At 63.2% G+C, this 22,574-nt stretch carries 19 protein-coding genes; 4 read left to right on the top strand and 15 right to left on the bottom strand.

Annotation, left to right across the window (positions count from 1 at the left end):
* Positions 1 to 9: 9 nt before the first annotated feature.
* From JQ609_RS06020 to rpoH, 3 genes are all read right to left on the bottom strand, one after another.
* Positions 10 to 465, bottom strand: a complete 456-nt coding sequence (locus JQ609_RS06020; RefSeq protein ID WP_212272411.1) for an Hsp20 family protein — start codon at positions 463 to 465, stop codon at positions 10 to 12.
* A 316-nt stretch (positions 466 to 781) separates the two neighbouring features.
* Positions 782 to 1,123: a hypothetical protein gene (locus JQ609_RS06015; protein ID WP_212215251.1), complete on the bottom strand. Its 342-nt coding sequence runs from the start codon at positions 1,121 to 1,123 to the stop codon at positions 782 to 784.
* Positions 1,124 to 1,429: 306 nt separating this feature from the next.
* A complete protein-coding gene (gene rpoH, locus JQ609_RS06010; RefSeq protein WP_212272409.1) occupies positions 1,430 to 2,305 on the bottom strand; it encodes an RNA polymerase sigma factor RpoH in 876 nt (291 codons plus the stop codon).
* Positions 2,306 to 3,654: 1,349 nt separating this feature from the next.
* Between rpoH and JQ609_RS06005 the strand changes: the two genes are divergently transcribed.
* Positions 3,655 to 4,998 (top strand): S41 family peptidase, encoded by a 1,344-nt coding sequence (locus JQ609_RS06005; protein ID WP_212272407.1) that lies wholly within the window; start codon positions 3,655 to 3,657, stop codon positions 4,996 to 4,998.
* 83 nt (positions 4,999 to 5,081) lie between these two features.
* Here JQ609_RS06005 and JQ609_RS06000 read toward each other — a convergent pair whose 3' ends face one another.
* The 4 genes from JQ609_RS06000 to JQ609_RS05985 all read right to left on the bottom strand — a co-directional run bounded on the left by JQ609_RS06000 (position 5,082) and on the right by JQ609_RS05985 (position 12,643).
* A complete protein-coding gene (locus JQ609_RS06000; protein ID WP_249127694.1) occupies positions 5,082 to 6,818 on the bottom strand; it encodes a peptidoglycan-binding protein in 1,737 nt (578 codons plus the stop codon).
* 280 nt (positions 6,819 to 7,098) lie between these two features.
* A complete protein-coding gene (locus JQ609_RS05995; RefSeq protein ID WP_212272405.1) occupies positions 7,099 to 9,819 on the bottom strand; it encodes an EAL domain-containing protein in 2,721 nt (906 codons plus the stop codon).
* Between the two features lie 158 nt (positions 9,820 to 9,977).
* Positions 9,978 to 11,222, bottom strand: coding sequence for an MFS transporter (locus JQ609_RS05990; protein WP_212272403.1), 1,245 nt, complete (start codon positions 11,220 to 11,222; stop codon positions 9,978 to 9,980).
* On the bottom strand, positions 11,222 to 12,643 hold the full coding sequence (locus JQ609_RS05985; protein ID WP_249127692.1) for an amidase: 1,422 nt from the start codon (positions 12,641 to 12,643) through the stop codon (positions 11,222 to 11,224). Before JQ609_RS05985 ends, JQ609_RS05990 begins: the two co-directional genes overlap by 1 nt.
* A 111-nt stretch (positions 12,644 to 12,754) precedes the next feature.
* On the opposite strand from JQ609_RS05985, the gene JQ609_RS05980 reads away from it, so the two are divergent.
* Positions 12,755 to 13,345 (top strand): CGNR zinc finger domain-containing protein, encoded by a 591-nt coding sequence (locus JQ609_RS05980; protein ID WP_212272401.1) that lies wholly within the window; start codon positions 12,755 to 12,757, stop codon positions 13,343 to 13,345.
* Between the two features lie 63 nt (positions 13,346 to 13,408).
* Here the strand turns inward: JQ609_RS05980 and moaC are convergent, their stop codons facing one another.
* The 6 genes from moaC to JQ609_RS05950 form a co-directional block, all read right to left on the bottom strand.
* Positions 13,409 to 13,909 carry a cyclic pyranopterin monophosphate synthase MoaC gene (gene moaC / locus JQ609_RS05975; protein WP_212272399.1) on the bottom strand — a complete coding sequence of 167 codons (501 nt, stop codon included), beginning with the start codon at positions 13,907 to 13,909 and terminating at the stop codon, positions 13,409 to 13,411.
* A 3-nt stretch (positions 13,910 to 13,912) separates the two neighbouring features.
* Positions 13,913 to 14,734, bottom strand: coding sequence for an indole-3-glycerol phosphate synthase TrpC (gene trpC / locus JQ609_RS05970; protein WP_212272385.1), 822 nt, complete (start codon positions 14,732 to 14,734; stop codon positions 13,913 to 13,915).
* A gap of 17 nt (positions 14,735 to 14,751) precedes the next feature.
* Positions 14,752 to 15,765 carry an anthranilate phosphoribosyltransferase gene (gene trpD, locus JQ609_RS05965; RefSeq protein WP_212214398.1) on the bottom strand — a complete coding sequence of 338 codons (1,014 nt, stop codon included), beginning with the start codon at positions 15,763 to 15,765 and terminating at the stop codon, positions 14,752 to 14,754.
* 105 nt (positions 15,766 to 15,870) lie between these two features.
* Positions 15,871 to 17,769, bottom strand: a complete 1,899-nt coding sequence (locus JQ609_RS05960) for a peptidylprolyl isomerase (RefSeq protein ID WP_212272384.1) — start codon at positions 17,767 to 17,769, stop codon at positions 15,871 to 15,873.
* Between the two features lie 67 nt (positions 17,770 to 17,836).
* Entirely contained in the window at positions 17,837 to 18,256 is a 420-nt protein-coding gene (locus JQ609_RS05955) for a hypothetical protein (protein WP_212272382.1), read from the bottom strand.
* 158 nt (positions 18,257 to 18,414) lie between these two features.
* Positions 18,415 to 18,624, bottom strand: a complete 210-nt coding sequence (locus JQ609_RS05950; protein WP_212214392.1) for a hypothetical protein — start codon at positions 18,622 to 18,624, stop codon at positions 18,415 to 18,417.
* A 1,009-nt stretch (positions 18,625 to 19,633) separates the two neighbouring features.
* Here JQ609_RS05950 and tpiA point away from each other — a divergent pair.
* Entirely contained in the window at positions 19,634 to 20,386 is a 753-nt protein-coding gene (gene tpiA / locus JQ609_RS05945; protein WP_212272381.1) for a triose-phosphate isomerase, read from the top strand.
* 2 nt (positions 20,387 to 20,388) lie between these two features.
* Here the strand turns inward: tpiA and JQ609_RS05940 are convergent, their stop codons facing one another.
* Positions 20,389 to 20,922 carry an N-acetyltransferase gene (locus JQ609_RS05940; protein WP_212272752.1) on the bottom strand — a complete coding sequence of 178 codons (534 nt, stop codon included), beginning with the start codon at positions 20,920 to 20,922 and terminating at the stop codon, positions 20,389 to 20,391.
* A gap of 356 nt (positions 20,923 to 21,278) precedes the next feature.
* Positions 21,279 to 21,845 (bottom strand): XRE family transcriptional regulator, encoded by a 567-nt coding sequence (locus JQ609_RS05935; RefSeq protein ID WP_212272379.1) that lies wholly within the window; start codon positions 21,843 to 21,845, stop codon positions 21,279 to 21,281.
* A 225-nt stretch (positions 21,846 to 22,070) separates the two neighbouring features.
* Between JQ609_RS05935 and secG the strand changes: the two genes are divergently transcribed.
* Entirely contained in the window at positions 22,071 to 22,454 is a 384-nt protein-coding gene (gene secG / locus JQ609_RS05930) for a preprotein translocase subunit SecG (protein WP_192739556.1), read from the top strand.
* The last annotated feature ends 120 nt before the right edge of the window (positions 22,455 to 22,574 follow it).

The raw sequence follows: 22,574 nt of genomic DNA, 5'->3' as shown, positions 1-22,574 counted from the left end.
TGCCGCGGCTCAAGCCGCTTTCTTCCGCTCGACCTGCGGAGACGATTCCGCACCACGGATCGGGATCCGCCGTGGCTTCATGGATTCCGGCACTTCCCGTACCAGGTCGACGATCAGCAAGCCGTCTTTGAAAAACGCTTCCTTGACCTTGACGTGGTCAGCCAGACTGAACACCCGGCGGAATGGCCGTGAGGCGATGCCGTGATAAAGGTATTCGCGCTCCGTGACCTCGGGCTTGCTGCCTTCGATGATCAGCGTGTCCCGTTCGGCGGTGACGGCGATATCGTTCACGCCAAAGCCGGCAACCGCCAGCGAAATCCGATAGGCGTCGTCGCCGGAACGTTCGATGTTGTAGGGAGGATAGTTATCGTCGGCGGTTTGCCGCAGGCTCGCGTCAAGCTGGTCCGCCAGATGGTCGAAGCCGACCGTGGAACGCCACAGCGGCGAAAAGTCAAAAGTCCTCATAGCCAAGTCCTCCTAAGAGCAAGATGGATACGAAGGAGCGTCGGACACCGTCCGGCGCCCACTCTGGTTCGCCGGACCCAAGCTGGCGTCCGGCAAAAACCGACTTAGAAAAACGGCAAAAATTTTCAAGAGGGAATCTGTGAAATTTTCTTCGGGACCTGGCCGACCTTGGGCATGCTGTTAATGGCAGGTAAAGCGACGGAACGGCCGAGGCTCCTTTCGGGCAACTGTTGCGCTGCACCGTGCGTGCATGATGAATCTGAAAACCCGGAAATGCGATCTGCGGCAAGCCGGCGCAGATCGCATCGGGCTCGGATTAGCTGATCGCCGGCTTCCTTTTATCGCGCTCGTCCGGTGCCAGCTTGAGTCCCCACGGGTCTGGGAGGGGCGCAAGCAGGGTGTCGACCTTCAACGCGTCGCCGGCATTCCACTCCAACCAAGGCATCGAATCCAGATACGGTATCGGCGGCAGCGCGATTTGCTCGAAGGCGTTGCCGGACGTCGGCGTGTTGCGCGGGCTATCCAGCCCCCAGGCCGCCAGCGACGGCAGGGTCAAGGCTATGGCGGTCGAAGCCGTGAGAATCCCCCGGACCAGACGCCGTCCGAGAGCATTCTGTTTCTCCGCACGAGCGGAGACCAGGGATTGATCAGTGATCATCTCATCCTCCTATCGTTCGAAAACTGATCCAGGCGATCGTTGCATAGCTCATGGCGAACATGAACCAATTAAGCGCCGTCGCACCACACACGCGATCGTGCAATGGACGGAAATGCATGAGTTTCCTCCTTTGCGGTTCAACGATGTCATAAGGCCGGGGGGCCACGACGGCCCCCAGGCGAAAACCCACCTAGGCGCGGCAAAAACCGGGTTCAAGAGGGGTGACTAAAATTTTTTATTGCTTGCCCGCAGGGACCTTGTGGCTGCCTTGGGCAGTTTTCGAGGGGCGCGCAGCCGAGTTCTGGTTCACCTCGCGGCCAACGGCAGTCGCGCCTTCACGCCAGCCTTTAGCTTTTGCAACGCACGCATTTCGATCTGCCTCACGCGTTCGCGCGACACGCCGTATTTGGCCGCAAGAGCTTCCAGCGTCCCCGGTTCATCCGCAAGGTGCCGGGCCTGAACGATTTCGCGTTCGCGTGCGTTTAGACTTTCCAGCGCACCGCTGAGCGCCGCACGACGTTTGTCGTATTCCTCGCGTTCGGCACTCGCCATCTCCGGGTCGGAGGACGGGTCGACCAGCCAATCCTGCCATTCGCTGGCCTCACGGCTATCGTTGACCGGGGCATTCAGGGAAACGTCACCTCGAAGGCGCCGGTCCATATCGATGACATCCCGTTGCTCCACGCCCAGGCGGGTAGCGATGAGTTGAGCGTGCTCCGGGCGCAAGTCACCATCTTCGAGTGCGGAGATCTCCGCCTTGGTTCGGCGAAGCTTGAAGAACAGTTTCTTCTGAGCCGTACCGGTCCCCATCTTCACAAGCGACCAGGTGCGCAGGATGTACTCCTGAATGGAGGCCCTGATCCACCACATCGCATACGTCGCAAGGCGAAAGCCGCGCTCCGGATCGAAGCGCTTCACCGCGATCATCAAGCCGACATTCCCCTCGGACACGATGTCGGCCATCGGCAGCCCGTAGCCCCGATAGCGCATGGCGATCTTGGCCACGAGACGCAGGTGACTGGTAACCAGCCGGTAGGCGGCGTCCCGATCACCTTGCTCTCGCCAGCGCCGGGCGTAGGAACACTCTTCCTCCGGGGTCAGCATGGGAAACCTGCGGATTTCCGCGAGGTAGCGGGACAGTCCGTCAGACAGGGTTGGGAGTGAGATTGCGCTTCTCTCCATCGTGCAGCCTCTTCTTCACCACGACATCTACCTCCATGCGCGGCAACGGTGATCGCGCGTACCGCCAAACCAGAACGAATGGCTTCGGTTCCTTCGTAGAAGAGAAAATCAACACCGCCAGAGCCTTCGACAAGCGGACCGTTCGAAGGGCAATACTCCGCTCAGGAGCGAGGCGCCCAACTGCTCAAAAGCGTGCATGTCTTCCAAGGGAAAGATTACGGCCGGAACGGGCTGCGTGACCGGTTCGCCCGTCTCGTGTCTCGCTATGAGAAAAAGGGCGCCCGCCACCAGCATTACCGCGGCTATTGCCAGTCCCAGCATGGCCAAGAACAAGTCGTCGTCGTCCATCGATGGCTTCTGCCGCTACCGACCCGCACCCAACGGCTCATCTGCCACGGCGGCAATCTGCCGTGCGCGATGGCCCCGGTACCAAAACATCGATGGAAAAAAATGGTTCCGAGATACCAAAGACGCGGCTGGCGCTGCGATGGCGGAGCGTCTCGCCCTTCAACTGCCTCTCGCCGTTACGGCAGGTGATCAGCCCGATGGCAAGGTCGTTTCGAATTAGCAGAAATCGTGTCAAGCCCCAGAATAAAAAATATTTCCGTTTACCAGAAGGAAAATCAGAGGTATGTGTTCGCCCATCCCGTCCTGGTCAGAAGGGCGTCGGCCGTCGTCACGGACGTTGGGCGGGTTGCGGTGGACGCTGGTTTACGCTTCGACGACGGCGTGGATAAGCGTACGGCAAAACCGTGTGGTCCTGGCACCCGTTGCAGGTGTCAAGTTGCCGGGTAGGCGAGAGCCGAACGGCAGCGACGGAGTCAACCAAGAACTCGTCTCCGGGGAGATCACGGCATAAGCCGTAAAGCCATTGCGCAGGGAATGTCGGATGTTCTCCGCTGCCCTGTATGCTCATGTGCAGCTTTCTTAGCACAATCGCACATGAGACCGCGGGTGCAGCGCGCATCCGGCATTCCCTGCGCCCTCTGTGTTTGGAGGGCGGAACGTTTGCAGCAAACCTCGGGCGCAATGTGTCGCGAGAAGGCGAAAGTGTGCTTGATGCACGGTGCAACAACAAACTCCGCAATTGCGCATCGGGGGACCCATACGCCGCGGCTTCGCGCATTCGAGCGCTCGGAGTTGATGTCTTTCGCAATAACTTTGGGCCGGCGGCTCAGGAGGGCCCAAAACCAGCCCATTTCCCGCCGAAACCCTATACTTAGCAAACCCGTAATGGCCCGGGCCGAAACCGCCTTGATCCGACCAAAAAGCCGTTGTTGGTTGGCCGCGCCGGAGCCCGGGACGCCGATTCACCTGAATTTGGCTGATGATAGCGAGAAGGAACGCAAATGCGCAGGAATCTCACCTTTCTCCTCGGCACGGTCACCGGCGCCTGTTTGACCCTTCTGGTCGCCGGACCGCAGGGGGCGCATCTGGTTGCGGCCGCCAAGGCTGCGGCCCGCACCGACGGCACCTATTCGCAGCTCAATCTGTTCGGTGACGTGTTCGAGCGTATTCGCGCCAGCTACGTCGAGAAGCCCGACGATTCCAAGCTGATGGAGGGCGCCATCAACGGCATGATCTCCTCGCTCGATCCGCATTCGCGCTACATGAATGCGAAGGGCTGGAGCGACATGCAGGAGACCACGCATGGCGAATTTGGCGGGCTCGGCATCGAGGTCACGATGGATGACGGCCTCGTCAAGGTGGTGGCGCCGATCGACGACACGCCCGCCGCCAAGGCCGGCATCATGTCGGGCGATCTGATCACGCAGATCGACGATGATTCCATTCAGGGCATGACGCTCGATCAGGCCGTCAGCAAGATGAAGGGGCCGGCCAACAGCAAGATCCGCCTCAAGATCGTCCGCAAGGGCGCGGATACGCCGGTCGAGGTCGCGATCGTGCGCGAAATCATCCGGGTGCGGCCGGTGCGCTTCCGCACCGAGGGCGGCGATATCGGTTATATCAGGATTACCAGCTTCAACGAGCAGACTACCGACGGCCTGCGCAAGGCGATCGCGGATATTTCAAAGTCGATCCCATCCGACAAGCTCGTCGGCTACGTCATCGACCTGCGCAACAATCCGGGCGGCTTGCTCGATCAGGCGGTGTCGGTGTCGAGCGCTTTCATGGGGCGGGGCGAGGTGGTCTCGACCCGCGGCCGCACGCCGGAGGAAACCCAGCGTTTCGTCGCGCGCGGCGGTGATCTGACCAAAGGCAAACCGCTCGTCGTGCTGATCAACGGCGGATCGGCATCGGCCTCGGAAATCGTGGCCGGCGCCTTGCGCGACCACAAGCGCGCCACCATCATCGGCACGCGTTCGTTCGGCAAGGGCTCGGTGCAGACGATTATTCCGCTCGGCAAGTCCAACGGCGCGCTGGCACTGACGACCGCGCGCTATTTCACGCCGTCCGGAAAATCGATCCAGGCCCAGGGCGTCACGCCTGACATCGAGGTGCTGCAGGACGTGCCGGACGAACTGAAGAGCCGCGCCGAGCTGAAGGGCGAAGCGTCGATGCGTGGCCACCTGGCGGGCGACGGCGCCGAGCAGACCGGTTCGCAATCCTACGTGCCGCCTGACGTCAAGGATGACAAGGCGCTCGGTGCCGCCTACAATCTGCTGCGCGGCGTCACCGTCAACGCCAATGCGCCGGCGGTCGCGTCGTCGAAGCGGGCGGTGCCGAACTAGGCAGATTCCGCAGCGGCGCCGTCGCGGATCGAGAGACTTAAAAAAGAGCCCCGCCGGAGCGGGGCTCGAGATTTGTGGTCTCGTCACTTGCTATTTGGATTCTGATCAGGGTTTTGCGCCGGCGGGTTGGCTTGGCCCGAAGTTGAGGGCGCCGCGCCGGTGGTCTGCCCGGGCTGCGTGTTCTGGTTTGCAGCCGGCTGATTGCTACCCTCTCCAACCGCGGATTGGTTTTGCGGCGCGGCCTGTCCGGTCGTGTTCTGCTGCGCCGGCTGGTTCTGGGCAGACGGCTGTTGGCCTGTCGTCGACTGCTGCTGGGGCGGGTTGGTCTGGTTGCTTCCCTGTCCGGCCGCGTTCTGCTGAGTCACGGGTTGCTGCGCTCCGACTTGGCCCTGGCCGGTCGTGTTCGATGGAGTGCTGGTCGACTGACTGGTCGACTGGCTACCGGTTACGTTCTGGCCGGTCTGAATCCGGTTTGACAGTCCCAGTGCGCCAACGGTGCTCGTATCGATGCTGCCGCTGGCTTGGATGCCCTGCTGCCGCTGGAAGGTGATCAGCGCCTCGCGTGTCCGGGGACCCAACACGCCATCCGCTTCAGTGGTGAGCAAGCCGCGATCAATCAGAACCCGCTGTACCTCGCGGATCTCGATCTCGCTGAGATTGAGCGCCATGGTGCCTCCGCCGTTACCGCCGCTGCTAAAGCGCGCACGCGGCCCGGCCGGCACAACGTCGACGACGCGGCGTTCGCGATCCAGGAACACGACTTCGTCCTCGACGACGAAGAAGCTGTAATCGCGGTACTGCGGGAATACATCGATCATGGCGGGGAAAGCCGAGATCGACACCGCATGCACATGCGAAGGCACGATCACGCCGGTGTTGATTGCGAAGTTGACGCTATTGATGTTGACGCGCGGGGCGTTGCTCGCAGAGATCACCGACTGGTGGATCGTTGTTTGCTGCTGCGCGCTAAGCGTCATGCCGCTAGCCGAGGTAGTCTGGCTGGTGGTCTGGCTCGCCTGGTTCTGAGTTGCGATGCCGGGTTGATTTTGCGTCGGGCCTTGGGTTGCCGAACCGCTCTGGGTCTGGGTTGCTGCGCCTGTCGTCCCCTGGTTCTGCGTAGCGGTGTCAGGTTGCTGTTGTCGCGCCTGGTTGCCCGTCTGCTGCTGAGCATCAGCGCCGGTCTTGTTCTGGTTCTGGGTTGCGGCCTTGGACTGATCTTGCTGACGCGTCTGAGCGCCGTCCTGCCGCGTAGCATCGGGCTTGTTACCTTCCGACTTGCGAGTTTGCTCGCTGTTCCGACCCTGTCCGATGGTCTGGTCCTTGCGGCCCTGGTCTCGCTGGGCCTGGCCACGCTCGGCCTTGTTGCTACGATCGATCTGCCGCTCGGTTTGCTCCTCGCCGCGGGAACCTTCGCGCCCGGCCTGTCCTGTCGTTGTCTGCGAACGCTGCATTTCCTTGCCACGGGTCTCGCTCCGATCGATCTGCCGGCCGCTCGGGCCTTCGGCCCGCCCGCCTTCTCTCATGCCTCCCTGTCCGCGCGTCTCGTTTTGCATCTGGGCTCCCGAGGAACGGCCGCCAGATGCGCCCGAGGACATCCCGTGTTCACCGGCGCCGCTGATGCCGCCGGTACCTGCGCCCTCGCGCATTCCCTGTGCGGTCGCGACAGTCACGCCCGCCAACAGCGCTGCGGTACTGAGTAGAAGTTTTCTCTTCATGATCCCGGTTTCCATCTTCTGTACCTCCTCAAATTTTTTTGCTGGTTCCGTCGCGCGGCACATCGCGTTCCACGCATCTTTGCATGCCGCCTGCTTGAGCCGCATAGCCTCACCTTGCAAACAGCATAGGCGATGGTACGCAACCGACACGGCGGCACGTTACCTGCGCCATCGGTCGTGTTGCACGGGAGCGAACTGGCGAACGAGCCGCCGGGTTGCTCCAACTAAAAACGATGGTGTGGCGCAGCCGTTCCCGTTCCGAGGTCGATTTGTGTCGATGTCGAGAGCACGGAAAAGCGACTTCAGAAAGTTCCTGCGAGGATGGAACCAGCGAGGAGACACCCTACGGAAAAGGAAGAGCGACGTATGACGAATGTCGTCAGGCCTAAGCGGCGGGCTTGCGCCTGCGGGACCGCACCGGGCTCGCGGCGGCGGCAGGCCGGTGCGCGAGCAGCAGGGGCTTGATGTCCGCGCCGGGTCGTGGCGGACTGAACAGATAGCCCTGCATCTCCGAACAGCCGAGCGCGCGCAGCAATTCGCGCTGCTGCTCGGTCTCGACGCCTTCCGCCGTCGTCGTCATGTGGCGCGCGGCGGCGATGTTCACCACCGCCTCGACGATGCTGGCCGACCCTTCCGGCTCGCCGATATCGGTGACGAAGCAGCGGTCGATCTTGATCTTGTCGAACGGGAAGCGCTTCAGATAGCTCAGCGAGGAATAGCCGGTCCCGAAATCGTCGAGCGCTATCCTGACACCGATGGCGCGAAGCTGGTGCAGGATGGCGAGCGCCGCTTCGTCGTCGCGGATCAGCACCGCTTCGGTGATCTCGAGTTCCAGCCGGCCCGCGGCCAGGCCCGAGGCCCCAAGGGCTGCCATCACCTTCAGCGCCAGCGTGCCGCTCTTGAACTGCACCGGCGAAACGTTGACCGCAAGACGGACATCGTCCGGCCAGGTCGCGGCCTCGGCGCACGCCGTGGTCAGCACCCACTCGCCGAGCTGATTGATCAGGCCGGTCTCTTCGGCGATCGGGACGAAGTCGGCCGGCGAGATGATGCCGCGCTGCGGATGGCGCCAGCGCACCAGCGCTTCGCAGCCGGTGATCCTGCCGTCCCGCAGGTCCAGACACGGCTGGTAATAAACCTCGAAGCCGCCATCGACGATGGCCTGTCGCAGGTCCATTTCCAGCACGCGGCGGGCGCGCACCTGGGCGTCCATTTCCGGCTGGAAGAAACGATGAGTGCGGCGGCCGGCGGCCTTGGCGGCGTACATCGCCAGATCCGCGTTCTTCAGGATCTGGTCGAGGTCGGAACCGTCTTTCGGCGCCAGCGCGATGCCGATCGAGGCGTCGGTGGTCACGTGATGGCCGAGGCATTCGTAAGGAGCGCGGATCGCATCATAGATGCGGTGGACGAGTTCGGTAACCTCGTCGGCGCCCGTCACCCCAGTCTGCACGATGGCGAATTCGTCGCCGCCGAGCCTCGCCACGAAATCGGTCTCGCGCACGCAGGCACGGAGGCTGACCGCGACGGCCTTGAGCAACTCGTCGCCGATCATGTGTCCAAGCGAGTCGTTGATGCTCTTGAACTCGTCGATGTCGATATAGAGCACGGCAAGCTGCCGGTCGGCCGCGACGTGAGGCAATTCCTGCTTGAGTTGTTCGTGGAACAGCGTGCGGTTCGGCAGGTCGGTCAGCGCGTCGTAATGGGCGAGGTGGGTGATGCGCTCCTCGGCCTGGCGTTGTTCCGTAACGTCTTCATGGGTGGCCACCCAGCCGCCGTCCGCCAGCGGTTCGTTGACGACCTGGACCGAACGTCCGTCGGGCGTCGTGATGATCATCGCGTTGCGCTGTCCAACGTCGCGCAGCACCCGCACGACGTAGCGGTCGACGTCGCCGGTGAACGATCCGGTCTGTTTCCGATGCGCGATCACGTCGCGGAAACTGCAGCCCGGCTTCACGATCTCGGCCGACAGGCCGTACATATCGAGATAGCGCTGGTTGCAGATGACGAGGCGCTGCGAGGAATCGAACAGCAGCAGGCCTTGCGTCATATTGTTGACGGCGGTGTCGAGTCGCTGCTTTTCCAGCGTCAGCCGCTGTCGCGATGCGCGGTGCTGCTGCAAGAGCTTGCGCACCACCAGGGACAACAGCACGGCAATCGCCAGCACGGACAGGCCTGCCACCGCGATCAGGAGGCTGATCTGCTCACGCCAGTCGGCGAGCGCGGCCGATGTCGTCGTCGACGCGACGATTACGATTGGAAATTTGCTCAGCGCGCGGGAGGAGATCACGCGGTCCTTGCCGTCGAGCGGACTGGTCAGGCGGGACGTCGTATGATCCTGGTCGAAGACCAGTTGCTGGCGGGCCGGGCCGGTCTTGAAATTCTTGCCGATCAAATCCTGCGCGTGCGGATAACGGGCGAGCAGCGTGCCGTCGCGGTGGTGCATGGCGATCGCGGCGTCAGGGCCGAGCGCCACCGTGGCAAAGAACCTCTCGAAATTGGCCGGTTCGATGCCTCGGCCGATCGCGCCCAGGAATTCGCCGTTTGGTCCGGTGACCTTGCGCAGGATCACGGTGGTCCAGGCGCCGGTGATGCGGCTGTGGACGGCCTCGATCAGCATCGCCGGCGAATCCGGGCTGGACTTGAAAGTCCTGAAGTAAGCCCGGTCCGCTACATTGACTGGCGGCACGGGCCAGGCGGCCGACGAATTGATCAGCTGGCCGTCGGCGTCCAGGACGTTGACGCTGCCGACATAGGACAGCGCGTCCATCTTGGACTTCAGCATCAGATGGATTTCCGCGGTGGACATCCGACGCTTGTAGTTCTCCAGAGTGGCGATCCCGCTGGTGCGCATGAAGGTGATGAGGTCCTTTTGGACGACCTCGAAATCTTCGAGCTGTTGATCGAAATGCCGGGCCAGCAGCAGCACGGTGTTTTCCAGCTCGCGCTCGCTGTTGCGCAGCGCGCGTTCGCGGAAATTGCCGGCCATGATGGTCGCGCCGATCGCGATCGCGGCGATCAGCAGCACGCCGCCCAGGATCAGCCATCGGATCGGACCGCCGCGAAAGATCGGCTTGATCGTGAAAGAGGCGGTGTTGACTGAACCCATTGAACGAGATCGCTGCCAGGAATTAATCCCGGAAGCAGTGTTGCGTACTTCCGGTCCGTGACTGTGCTACCGCGCCGAGATGGAATTGACGTTAGCAAGCCTGGTTAACGAAACGTTAGCCAGGTAGCGAATGCTGCCCATGACAACCTCGGCAGGGCCTAGTTCCGAAGGGGGGCGTGGGTCGGGCGGAACATGATTGCAACGATGGCGGCGGCGATCATGTTGGCGGCGACGCCGGCCAGGATCGGCAGCGTATAATCGCCCGTGAGATCGAATGCGTAGCCGGCGGTGCTGGGACCGATCAGGGTACCGAACGCGACGCTGGTGTAGAGGATGCCGATAATGCCGCTGACGTTGCGGCCGCCGAAATAGTCCATCACCACGGCCGGAAGCACTGCGACCCAGGCGCCGTAGATCATGCCGTAGACGAAGGCGAAGCCGGCGAGCTGCCAGAAATTCGTCGAGACCAGCCAGATCGCCAGCGCGCCTGCCATGCCGATGAAGAGCAGCAGCAGGGCGGTCGGGCGGCCGATCCGGTCGGCGAGCCCGCCGAGGAAGAAGCGGCCGGCGGTAGAACCGATGCCGATGACACCGAGCAGCAGCACCGCGGAGGAGGCCGCAACGCCGTGATCCCCGGCATAGGGAACGAGGTGCACGAACGGCACGAACAGGCCGAACGAGCAGATCAGGCAGGCGGCATAGAGCGCAATGAAGTGTGGTGAGCGGATCGCCCCGCTGACCGTGGCGCCCTCCGTCTGCGCCGTGATGGCGCCCGGCAGGACCGGATCGCCGTCGGGGTTGAGACCACGCGCGCGCGGATCGTTCTCCAGCAGCAGTGCCATCCCGCCGCCAAGGATGGCGGCGATGGCGCCGAGCGCCAGGTAAGCGCCGCGCCATCCCAGCGTCTCGATCAGCAGCGTCGCCAGCGGCGGCATCACCAGCGTGCCGACGCCGATGCCGCTCACGGCAAGACCGGAGGCAAAGCCGCGCCGCCGCACGAACCACCGCTGCACCGCGCCGACCGCGGGCACATAGGCGCAGCCGATGCCAAGTCCGACACCGAGGCCGTAAGCAGCATAGACCTCGAGCAAATTGCGTGCGGCACCCGCCGCGGCGAGCCCGAGCCCGATCAGCAGCATGCCCGCCAGCGCGAGGCGGCGGGAGCCGTAGCGGTCGGCGAGAGGGCCGCTGCCGATGCCGAGGGCAAAATAGAGAAAGCCCGCGAGCGAAAACACCAGCGAGACCGAGCCGCGCGAGGCGCCGAAATCGCGCTGCAGCGATTCCAGGAACGCGCTGAACGTATAGGCGCAGCCGAAGCCGACGAAGGTTACGGCGAACGCGGCCGCCACGACGAACCAGCCATAGAAGATGCGGGAGTTGGGCAGCGCGGATTGGATACTCACTATTGCCTCCACGGGCTCGGAGCGGGATGGCGACGGTGCCAGGATGTGCTCCTCTGGAAGGCTGCGCCGGCACGTATCAGCGTGGCTTCGTCCAGATGCGCCGCCACAAGCTGAAATGCGATCGGCAACCCGTTTGCGGAGAAGCCGCCGGGCAGGGTGATGGTGGGATGGCCGGTCATGTTGAAGGGGCAGGTGTATTCCTGCAGCCTGGCAATCAGGTCCGGCTGCTCGCCGAGCGTCTTGATCATGGCGAGGGTCAGGGGCGGAAATGGGTGTACTGGAATCAGCAGCACATCGACGGTCTCGAACAGCGATGTGATCCGGCCGCGCAATTCCAGTCGCCGCAGCAGTATTTTCTGGTAGTCCAGCCCAGATAGCGCGCGGCCTGTCTCGATGACGGAAGCGAGAACGGGACCATATTCGTGCTTGCGCGCCGGATAGGTTGCTTCGTGCGCGACCGCGGCTTCCACCGCGCAGTTCGGAACCCAATCGGCGACGGCTTGCTTCACGTCGGGAAACTGCAGGTCGACGAGATCAGCACCCTGCGCACGCATGACCTCGATCGCTTCCCGGAGCACCCGCTGGGTTGCTAGGTCCACGCCGTCGATGCTCCATTTCGCGTCGAACCCAATCCGCAGCCCGCGCACATCCTGCCCGGCCGCGGCGAGATAGTTGGGCACGGGCGCGGGGACGGCCGTTGGATCGGCGCGGTCGGGTCCGGCGATGACGCCGAGCATCGCGCCGGCATCCGCCGCGCTCCGGGCGATGGTCCCGACATGGTCCAGGGTCGCTGCGAGTTCGAACACGCCGTGGCGGCTGACGCGTCCCCAGCTTGGCTTCAAGCCGGTCAGGCCATTGGCGGCGCACGGCCATCGGATCGAGCCACCGGTATCGGAGGCGAGCGAGCCGTAACAAAGCCCTGCCGCCGTTGCGACCGCCGAGCCGCTCGACGAAATGCCCGGCCAATAATCGGCATTCCATGGATTCTTTGGCGGAGTCACTGACGGGTGGTGGTCGGAATAGGCGCCGTCTGTAAGCTGCAGCTTGCCCAGCACCACCGCGCCGGCTTCCTTCAGGCGGCGCACCACGCTTGCGTCTTGATCGGGACGGAAATCGCGATGGACGGCGGTACCGGCGGCCGTCGGAACACCCTTGGTCCAGAACAGGTCCTTGAGCGCAATCGGGACGCCATGCAGCGGCCGGCGATAGCGTCCGGCAGCAATTTCGGCGTGCGCCGTTTCGGCCTGGGCCATCGCGGCATCGGCCATCACCTGGACGTAGCTGGCGAGTTCACCGTCCAGGGCAGCGATGCGGTCGAGGTGTGCGCGCGTGACTTCCGGCGACGAAATCCGGCGCGTCCTGATGCGCGCCGCAATCTGCGTGAGCTCGAGGTAATGCAAATCCGCGGTGGCGATATCCATTCTCTGTCTCCGTCATCGACATGGTCGGAATCGGATCATGCGTCGACACCTGTATAGTAGTTATACTGGTGTCTCTTGCTGTCAACCGGTAAATATGCTTTACTGGTGTTGATGTCGCGGGAATCAAAAAAGTTCGGCGTTCCGGACGAGCTGGCCAATCTCTATGATTTCGCCAATACGCTCGACGTCAGGCACTTCACGCATCACGGCGTGCCGCATCCGCAAGGCGATGAGCTGATCAGCGCGCGGGAGCTCGCGAGCTGGATGTCGCAGCGCGGGCTGGCGCCCACCAGCGCAAAGCTCACGCCGGCGATGTTTGCAACCGCGACCGAGCTGCGGACGTTGGTTCGCGACTATCTGCAGTGCGATCCGCTGGAGCGGCACGGAAACAGAGATGCGGTTCGCGCGCTGAGCAAAGCGCTGAAATATTTTCCGCTGGTCGTGGCCGCAGGGGATGACGGCATGGTGCTGCAGGCAGCGCGCGAAGATGCGCTCGCAGGACTGTCGCCGATTGTCGCAGAACTCTATGACGGCTCCAGAAATGGAACGCTTGATCGGCTGAAAATGTGCGCGTCTGACGAATGCCGCCGGGTATTCTTCGACCGCTCGAAACCATCGACGCGGCGCTGGTGCATGTCATCGCTGTGCGGGAACCGGATGAAAACACGCAGCTATCGCGAGCGGCAACGCAACGCCGGATAAATCATTGTGACCCGTCACTCGGTCACGACCGGCGGACGGAACGGTGTTTCTCGCCGATTGCGATCAGTCCCCGGCGCGGTAATGTCCGGACTTGCCGCCCTTTTTCTCGACCAGATGAATTCCTTCGATGCGCACGCCGCGCTCGACTGCCTTGATCATGTCGTAGATCGTCAGGCACGCGACCGACACCGCCGTCAGCGCTTCCATCTCGACGCCGGTCGGCCCGGTGACCTTCACGGTGGCGCGGACGACGCAGCCGGGCAATTTCTTGTCGGGCGTGACGTCGAGCGTGACCTTCGATAGCGCCAGCGGATGGCACAGCGGGATCAAATCCGAGGTGCGCTTGGCCGCCATGATGCCGGCAATGCGGGCGGTGCCCAGTACGTCGCCCTTTTTGGCGTTGCCGGAGACGATCAGTTCGAGCGTCGCCTTGCTCATGACGACGCGGCCTTCGGCAACGGCTGCGCGTTCGGTGGCGGGTTTGGCCGACACGTCGACCATCCGCGCTTCGCCCGATGCATCGATGTGGGTGAGGGCGCCGCCTTTGGAAGCCTTCCGCGCCATCGCCTAGCGCGTCCCGGTGGCGCGCGGCACGTCGGTTCGGGCAAGCAACGCCCGCGTGGCCGCAGTGACGTCGGCCTGGCGCATCAGGCTTTCGCCGACCAGGAAGGTCGCCATGCCGGCGCGCGCGAGGCGCGCAAGGTCCGCCGGCGTAAAGATGCCGCTTTCGCCGACCATCAGGCGATCCCCGGGGATCAGCGGCGCGAGCGCCTCGCTGGTCACCAGCGTGGTCTCGAAGGTGCGCAAATTGCGGTTATTGACGCCGATCATCGGCGAGCGAAGCTTTAGCGCGCGATCGAGCTCCGCGCGGTCGTGGATTTCGATCAGCACGTCCATGCCATGCGCGATGGCGGCATCTTCCAGATCTCTGGCCGTGCCGTCATCGAGTGCGGCCATGATGATCAGGATGCAGTCGGCGCCATGGGCGCGGGCCTCGACCACCTGATAGGTGTCGAACAGGAAATCCTTGCGCAGCACCGGCAAATTGGTCGCCGCGCGTGCTGCGACCATGAAATCGAGGTGGCCCTGGAACGAGGGCGTATCGGTCAGGATCGACAGACACGCCGCACCGCCGGCTTCATAGGCTTTTGCCAATGCCGGCGGATCGAAGTCGGCTCGGATCAGCCCCTTGGAGGGCGAAGCCTTTTTTACCTCCGCGATCAGCGCGTAGTCACCGCGATCAAGCTTTTCACGGATCGCATGCAAAAAGCCGCGCGGCGGCGGCGCGGTTTTGGCCAGCGCTTCAAGGCTTGCCAGCGGATGCTCGCGCTTGGCGGCGGCGATTTCCTCGCGCTTGTAAGTCTCGATCTGGCTCAGAATGTCGGACATGTCGGGCGCTCCCGCGGTCAGCCGTTGGACACCGCGATCAAATGCTTGAGTTTTGCAGCGGCGGCGCCGCCGTCGAGCGATTTGGTGCCCAGCGCGACGCCTTCCTTCAAATCCCTGGCTCGGCCGGCGACGATCAGCGCCGCCGCGGCATTCAGGAGAGCGACGTCGCGATACGCGCTCGGCTTGCCGCTCAGCACGCCTTGCAGCGCCACCGCGTTGGCGTCGGCATCGCCGCCCTTCAACGCTTCGCCGCCGACGCGGGCGAGGCCGGCCTCTTCCGGCGTCACCTCGAAGGTGCGGACATTGCCGTTCTCAAGGCTTGCGACAAAACTCGGGCCGGTGAGGGTGATTTCGTCGAGACCGTCGGAGCCGTGCACCACCCAGACCGACTCGGAGCCGAGGTTCTTCAGCACCTGCGCCAGCGGCTGCACCCAGTGCCTCGAGAATACGCCGACCATTTGCCGCTTGACGCCGGCCGGGTTGGACAGCGGTCCGAGCAGGTTGAAGATCGTACGCGTGGCGAGTTCGACCCGGGTCGGGCCGACGTTCTTCATGGCCGGATGGTGCGCGGGCGCGAACATGAATCCGATGCCGGCTTCCTGTACGCAACGGCCCACCTGGTCGGGCGAAAGATCGATCCTGACACCGAGCGAGGCCAATACGTCGGCCGCTCCCGAGCGCGAAGACAGCGCGCGGTTGCCGTGTTTGGCGACGGGCACACCGGCGCCCGCGACAATGAAGGAGGCGCAGGTCGACACGTTCACCGACCCGGAACCGTCGCCGCCGGTGCCGACCACGTCGACGGCCTCCGCCGGCGCCTTGACCCGCAGCATCTTGCCGCGCATCGCCGACACCGCGCCGGTGATTTCGTCGACCGTCTCGCCGCGCACCCGCAGCGCCATCAATAGTCCGCCCATCTGCGAGGGCGTCGCCTCGCCGGACATCATGCTGTCGAAAGCGGAGGCAGCCTCCTCACGCGACAGCGTCGCACCGGTGGCGACTTTTCCGATGATAGATTTGAGGTCGTCCATCGCGTTGCTTTCAGGATTGGGACGTCTTTATCGCTTGAGCATGACCTTCGAGCAAACGCTACGCGCTTGTCGAGGGAAAACCGGTGCCCACGTCCCGGATAATGCTCAGTTGCTGTTCGCGCCCGTCACCTGTGCGAAGGCCGCCTGGTTGATTGTCGTGCCGATCTCTGACTCGATCTTCGTGACGTACTGCGCGATCTGTTCGTCGGTGAGGCCCCGCAGCAATGTCTCCTTCAGTTTCGTGACCTCGTCGGCCGCGACGTTGACCGAGGGCATGCTGACATCGGTGACGCGGTACACGATCCACTCGCTGCCCCCGGCGCGGGCGGTTTGTCCGACGCCATCCTTGGCGGTGCGAAACGCCGCGGTGATGAGGCTCGAGGGCACGCCGGATGGAGCGGCGTCGCGCCGGAAGCCGGTTGCGGTTTCGACCTTCGAGCCGATCGACGCGGCTTCTTCGACCAAGGTGCCGCCACCCTCGAGCTTGCCGACCATCTCGGTCGCCTTCGCGCGCAGCTTGCTCGAGATCTGGTCTTCGCGCCACTTGGTTTCGACCTGGGCGCGGACCTCGTCGAGAGTGCGTTCACGCGACGGTGTAACGCCGAGTACGTCGTACCAGACATAGCCGCCGGCAAACTGGATCGGATCGTTGTCGACGCCGACATTGCTTGCGAAGGCTTGGCTGACCACTTCGAGACCGCGCGGAATATTGCCGACCGGCCGGCCGTCAGGGCCGCGGCCGGAGCGGTCGACGGCCTCGATGGTGACTGCCGTCAGTCCGAGCTTCTGGGCGGCTTCGACCACGCTGGCGCCGCCGCCACGCTCGTCTTCCATCTTGTTGTGGAGTTCGGCGACCTTGCCGCGCGCCCGCTCGGTCGCGATTTCCTTTTTTATCTGCGCCGCGACGCTTTCATAGGAAGGCGTCGTAGCCGGTTCGATCTTGCCGACCTTGACCAGCGCCACGACGAACTGGCCTTTTATCGGCTGGCTCACCTCGCCGGAGGGCAGCGCGAACGCCGCGTCGGCGATGGCCGGATCGATGATGGCGGATTTTGCCGTCATGCCGAGGTCAACAAGATTGGCGTTATGCTCCTTGGCGACGTCGTCGAATGACATTCCGGATGTGATGCGGCTGCGCGCGGTGAGGGCTTCCTCGGCGTTTTGAAACACCATCTGCTGCACTTCGCGCTTCTCGGGCGTACCGATCCGGTTACGGCTCTGCTCGAATACCTTCTTCGCATCCTCGTCGGAGACTTCGGACCATTTGCCAAGTTCCTCGGGGCTGACCACGATGAACGACAGTTTGCGAAACTCGGGTGCGCGGAACTGGGTCTTGTGGTCTTCGAAATAGGCGGCGAGCGTCTCGGGCGAGGGCGTGTCGATGGTGCCGGCCTGCGCGGCGTCGAGTTTGATGTAATCGACCGAGCGCTGCTCGTTCTGGTACCGGGTCAAGGCATCGATCATGAGCTTCGGCGGCTCGAGCCCGGCCGTGACGGTGTCCGCGATCTGGCGCCGCAAGCCCAGGCGCCGCCGCTCGGCGAGGTAGCGCTGCTCGGTGTAGCCGGCCTGGCGGATCGCGGCCTGGAAGCGCGCCGGATCGAAATTGCCGCCCAATCCCTTGAACGCGGGATCGTTGTAGATAACCCGCATGGCCTCGGCATCCGACTGTGCAAGGCCCATGCGCCGCGCCTCCTCGTCGAGGGCGGCTTCCGCGATGGTCTGCTGCAGCACCTGGCGATCAAGCCCAAACAAGCGGGCCTGCTCCTGGGTCAGCGGACGGCCGAACTGACGGCCGAGCTGCTGCAGCTTGTCGGTGTAGATCTGGCGGAATTGCTCGGTCGAGATTTCGGTCTTGCCGATCTTGGCCAGCGTCGACTGCCCAAAGCCCTTGAAGATGTCGGCGATGCCCCAGACAGCAAAGCTGAGAATCAGCACGCCCATCACGACGCTCATGACGGCCTTGCCGAGCCAGTTTGATGAGGCTTTGCGTATTCCTCGAAGCATGGGTCCGTCTTCTATCTAAAAATTAAGGGGCTGATTTCATTAGCTTTTTCGGTTTCCCGCCCGCACCTCAGCCATAGGTGCGAGAATAGATGTTCTTTTTTCGGTCTCGGCACGGTCTAACTTGCCGATGGCCCCCGCGGCAAGCCTGCCGCGGTTCGCGCTTTTGGCGTACAGCGTCGCCATCCGCCGACCGGACCAGCCGAAAAACGGCCTCCGGTTCGCGCTCGGTCGCCACATTTCCGGCCGCCCGGGTCACCGCGGCCGTGCGCATGCCGTGAACCGATTTCCGGGCCTCACCCGCCAGATCTGTCTGGCCGACGCCACGAATTCGGTCCCCCGGCGCGCCCTTGGTCCACGGCGCGCCACGGACGATGACGCCGACGTCGCCGGTGGGGCCGGCCTCGAGCGTAGTCTCCGGCTGCGGCAGCGGCAACTCGACTCGCATGCCGGTCTTTTCACTGTCGATCGAGATGACGGTTCGACGCACCGGTAGGCCGCACGACTCGGGTGGGCATACCCGGCCTTAATCCGAGTCACATCACGGCCATGAATCGATCCTGATTGTCGAGGCGACGCTGGTCCGCGACTACGTCGTGACCAAGTCTCAGCGTTGAGACCTTGTTTCCGGCTGCAGCCGCATCCGTATCATTCGGCTCGATAATACAAATGCACTTCGCCGCCATTTGGCATGAGGCGGGATATTCGCTTGATACGTCCCTCGGCGGTTAACCGGTTCAACTTGTGATGCGTTGTTGCGCGCGCCCCAAGTTCATAGCGCATCCAAATCTCAGTGGCGCCCTCTGCATTGTCTTCACTGATTGGAATGGTTGCCCACAACCGATCGACGTCGGGCATGCTGCTGTCTCTTCATTGAGTCCTAGCGCAAGATCGAACAAACCCAGGCGCTCTGCGAGAGCGCCATGCAGAAAGCTAACAGTCAGCTCCGTCGTGGAAAAGAAGATTGGGAAAAATTAGTAGTAGTACCGAGCGCTACAGCCGGCGCTGGCACAAATTGCATAGGAAGGAGCGGGAGCGAGCCCACGCAGGGCCCGTCAATTGCGTCGGCAGAGGCAGGCCGGTCGATACGCGCTTCACGGTTTCATTTGTCGCGCAGCCACGCGGCGTTCTTACCGCAGAACCGCATCCGCTATACTGGTCTGGTGAACAATTTTAGCAACGGCGGCCCCCGATGTTTGCCTAACGGGCTTCGACGGCGCTGCGCTTTCCTTTACAGCTGCGTCAAGTTGAAGGGCCGCGGCCATTGTGAAGTCATCGCCGCCGCCGCTAACGGTCCCGAGCTCGTCCATATTCAGTTCGCGAATTTCAGGCACGGTCCCTCTCCACGGTGGCGGTCGTTTGTCATGTCGGTAGGCTAGCCGTCTGTTCAAATTTGAATGTGTCAGGAGTCACACAACAAACTTGTTCTTTGCGTACAGACTCAGGTCAGATCGGCCCGCCGTTTCACGCGGGTATTTCGCACCCATTCAACTCGGGCCGCCCATTCCAATGGCGGCGGCCGACGGTCAGCCACAAATTCCCCGGACGCTCTCTGATCAGTTGCCGACGAGGCACTCCGCCGGGCTAGCTGAACGCAAGAACGAGCCAACTTGAGCACAACATCACAAGGGCGGTTATGATTAGCGCGAGGAATCCGCCGGACACGAAGTCATGATCACGCATGGCACACCTCCTGTCGGGAACGGAGGCTGGTCCGCATTTATTAAAAATTTCGGAATCAGCTTAAGGATCTCTGCACGGGCCTATTGAAGCGGTTAACGGCTCAGAGATCACCTTGAAGCGGTATCTGGAACTGGTCGCGCGCCTCTGCTAGCGGAGGGGGCCCCATATTCGAGAGAAAATCGACATGACCGACCCCATTCGGCCCCTGATCGCCGGCAACTGGAAAATGAACGGCCTCAAGTCCTCCCTGGCCGAATTTGAAGCGATGCGCGAAGGTGCCGCAGCGGTGGCCGCCAAGGCCGACCTGCTGGTCTGCCCGCCGGCGACCCTGATCGCCACCTTGGCCGACAAGGCCAAGGGCTCAAAACTCGCCGTCGGCGCCCAGGATTGCCACCCGAAGGCCTCGGGCGCCCATACCGGCGACCTTTCGGCCGAAATGCTGGCCGATGCCGGCGCCAGCGCCATCATTGTCGGTCATTCCGAGCGCCGCGCCGACCATGGCGAGACCGATGCCCTGGTCCGGCAGAAGGCGGAAGCCGCCTGGCGAGCAGGGCTGACTGCCATCGTCTGCATCGGCGAAACCCAGGGCCAGCGCGACGCCGGGCAGACGCTGGACGTCTGCAGTGGCCATCTCAAAGGCTCGCTGCCGGACGGATCGACGTCAGCCAATCTGGTGGTGGCCTATGAGCCGGTCTGGGCGATCGGCACCGGGTTGACCCCGACGGCCAAGGATGTCGAGCAAGTTCATGCGTTTATCCGGGGTGTTCTCACCGACCGATTTAAGGCCGAGGGCGGCAAGATCCGGATTCTCTATGGCGGTTCGGTCAAGCCCTCGAACGCCGCCGAACTGATGGCGGTCGCCAATGTCAACGGCGCTCTGGTCGGCGGTGCCAGCCTGAAGGCGGCGGACTTTTTGGCGATCGCGGCGGGGTGTTGAGCTCAGATGGGCGCGGCGTCCTTTAGCCGCTTCCAGTAGAACATCGTGCCCGTCATGCCGCCGAGGGGCTTGTACGCATAGTCCGGAATGATCCCTGCCAACTTGAAGCCGACACGCTCGTATAGTCCGGCAGCGCCTTCGTCGTCGGCGGTGTCGAGCACCAGCAGCCGGCGTCCATGATCGATCGCCACGCGTTCGGCCGCGTATAGCAGCGTCTTAGCGACGCCACGGCCGCGGTGGCTGACCCGCGTCATCATCTTGACGATTTCCGCCCGGTGCGGCTGGTTGAGTGCAAGGTCCAGCACCAGCGTTACCGTTCCGACCAGTTGATCGCCGTCGAAGGCGCCGAGAATGATCCGTTCTCCGCGCGCCGCCGCAGCCAGCGATTTGTCCCAGAAGGCATTGGCGACCTCTGGTGCCAGCGGATGCATGAAGCTGACCGAGCCGCCATGGGCCACCGCCTCGATCAGTATCTCACTGAGGCTCGCGCGGATATCGGGCGACGGGCTCAAGGGTTTGATTTCGATATCAGGCATGTCGTTCAGCCCTCGTTTCCTGGCCGCACGGGCCTGCTTGATCTCTGCAATACGCTCGACATCCTCGATCTGGAGATGTCGGCTGCGTTCGAGAATTTCCAACGTGTACTCTTCATAAGTGAGTCCGAGCCGTTCGGCCTTTTGAATGCGAAAGGCGACGATGCCGGGCGAGGGGTTGTGCCATGCCCTGCGGTGCGCAGCCTTCCAGTAGAAGTAATTTCCGATTCCCTCATCACCCCATTCCGGCCGGTGCTTATCGTCGAGTGGTGGGCCGCCATTGTGGCCGGCCGCGATATCGTTGGCGGGGCTCGCCTGTTCGATCGCGGTGCTCTTGAAGGCAACCTCCGACATCGTTGCTAGCTCCGGGCCAGCGCCACGACATAAATGCAGGGTGCGGCGCTCTCGTTGGCGAAGGTCGTCTCCGCGGGGGGGCCGAATCCGAGGCAATCGCCGGTACCGAGGAGATACCTCTCGCCGGCCTCGATGATCACGAGTGCGCCCGCCTGTACCCAGACCACCTGTCGGATATGGGCGTAGGATGAGGCCGGCAGCGTCACGCGCTGTCGTGCCGGCAGTTCGACCCTGATGACTTCGAGCGGATGATCGGGGCGATTAAATAGCTGTGTGCGCAGATAGCCGGTCTCGGGATCGCGCCAGACCGGCTGTTCGCTGGCGCGCGAAAGGCGCTCGCCCTGGCCCTCGGCGCGCAACATCAGGCCGGCAAGCGTGAGGTCGAAGGCGCTTGCGAGCCGGACCAGCACCACCGCGGTCGGACTGACTTCGGCACGCTCGATCTTGCTGATGGTGGCCTTCGAGACCCCCGATCGTTCGGCGAGATCGGCCAGCGACCAGCCGCGGCTGTCGCGCTCGAGACGCAGGCGCTGCGCCAGCCGGTTGCTCAAGTCGTCCACAATAGTATCCATATGTCTACTATAAGAGAAGTCGGCCGCCGCTCGCAAGCTGGAAATGTCGCGACTTCGTGCGGCTCCGCGGCTTGTTGGAAAGCCTGCGGCAATTATCTCCGGAGCAGCTGTTGGGGGTGACAATGCCCCGTCCGATCGTGTAACACCGCGCAACTTCAGGAAAACCCGCAAGCTCAATAGTGCAGCCGAAGCCCGGCGCTCATGGCTTGTGACGGAAGGTTAGAAATGCAGGCCGTCGTTATTGTCGTTCACCTCATGATCGTCGCCGTGCTGATCGGCGCGGTATTGCTGCAGAAATCCGAAGGCGGCGGCCTTGGCATGGGCGGCGGCGCCGGTTTCATGTCGAGCCGCGGAACCTCCAACCTGTTGACGCGGATGACCGCGATTCTGGCGGCAGGCTTCTTTGTCACCAGCCTGTATTTGGCCTGGTCCGCAGGGCTCGATCGCAAGCCCAGCTCGATTCTCACGGGCCCGGCGACGCCGTCCCAGCCCGGAGGGACCCCGATCGCGCCGCCGACCAGCGGCGGCGTTCTGGATACGCTGAAGAAGGTCGACGAACAGCAGAGCCCGCCGGCGCCGTCGGGGCCGCAAGCACCGCGTTCGCAATAAAGCAGGGTGGCTATGCAGGACGGCGACTACCGTCCTGCATCAGAACTTCCCATCAATGCTCTGAAATCGCTTTAATTTTCACGTCACCCACAGCCCGGCAAAATGTTCGCTCAAGCGAAG

It is taken from the genome of Bradyrhizobium sp. AUGA SZCCT0169, from assembly GCF_018130085.1.
Classification (GTDB): Bacteria; Pseudomonadota; Alphaproteobacteria; order Rhizobiales; family Xanthobacteraceae; genus Bradyrhizobium.
This window is presented reverse-complemented; position numbering and strand designations above follow the sequence as displayed.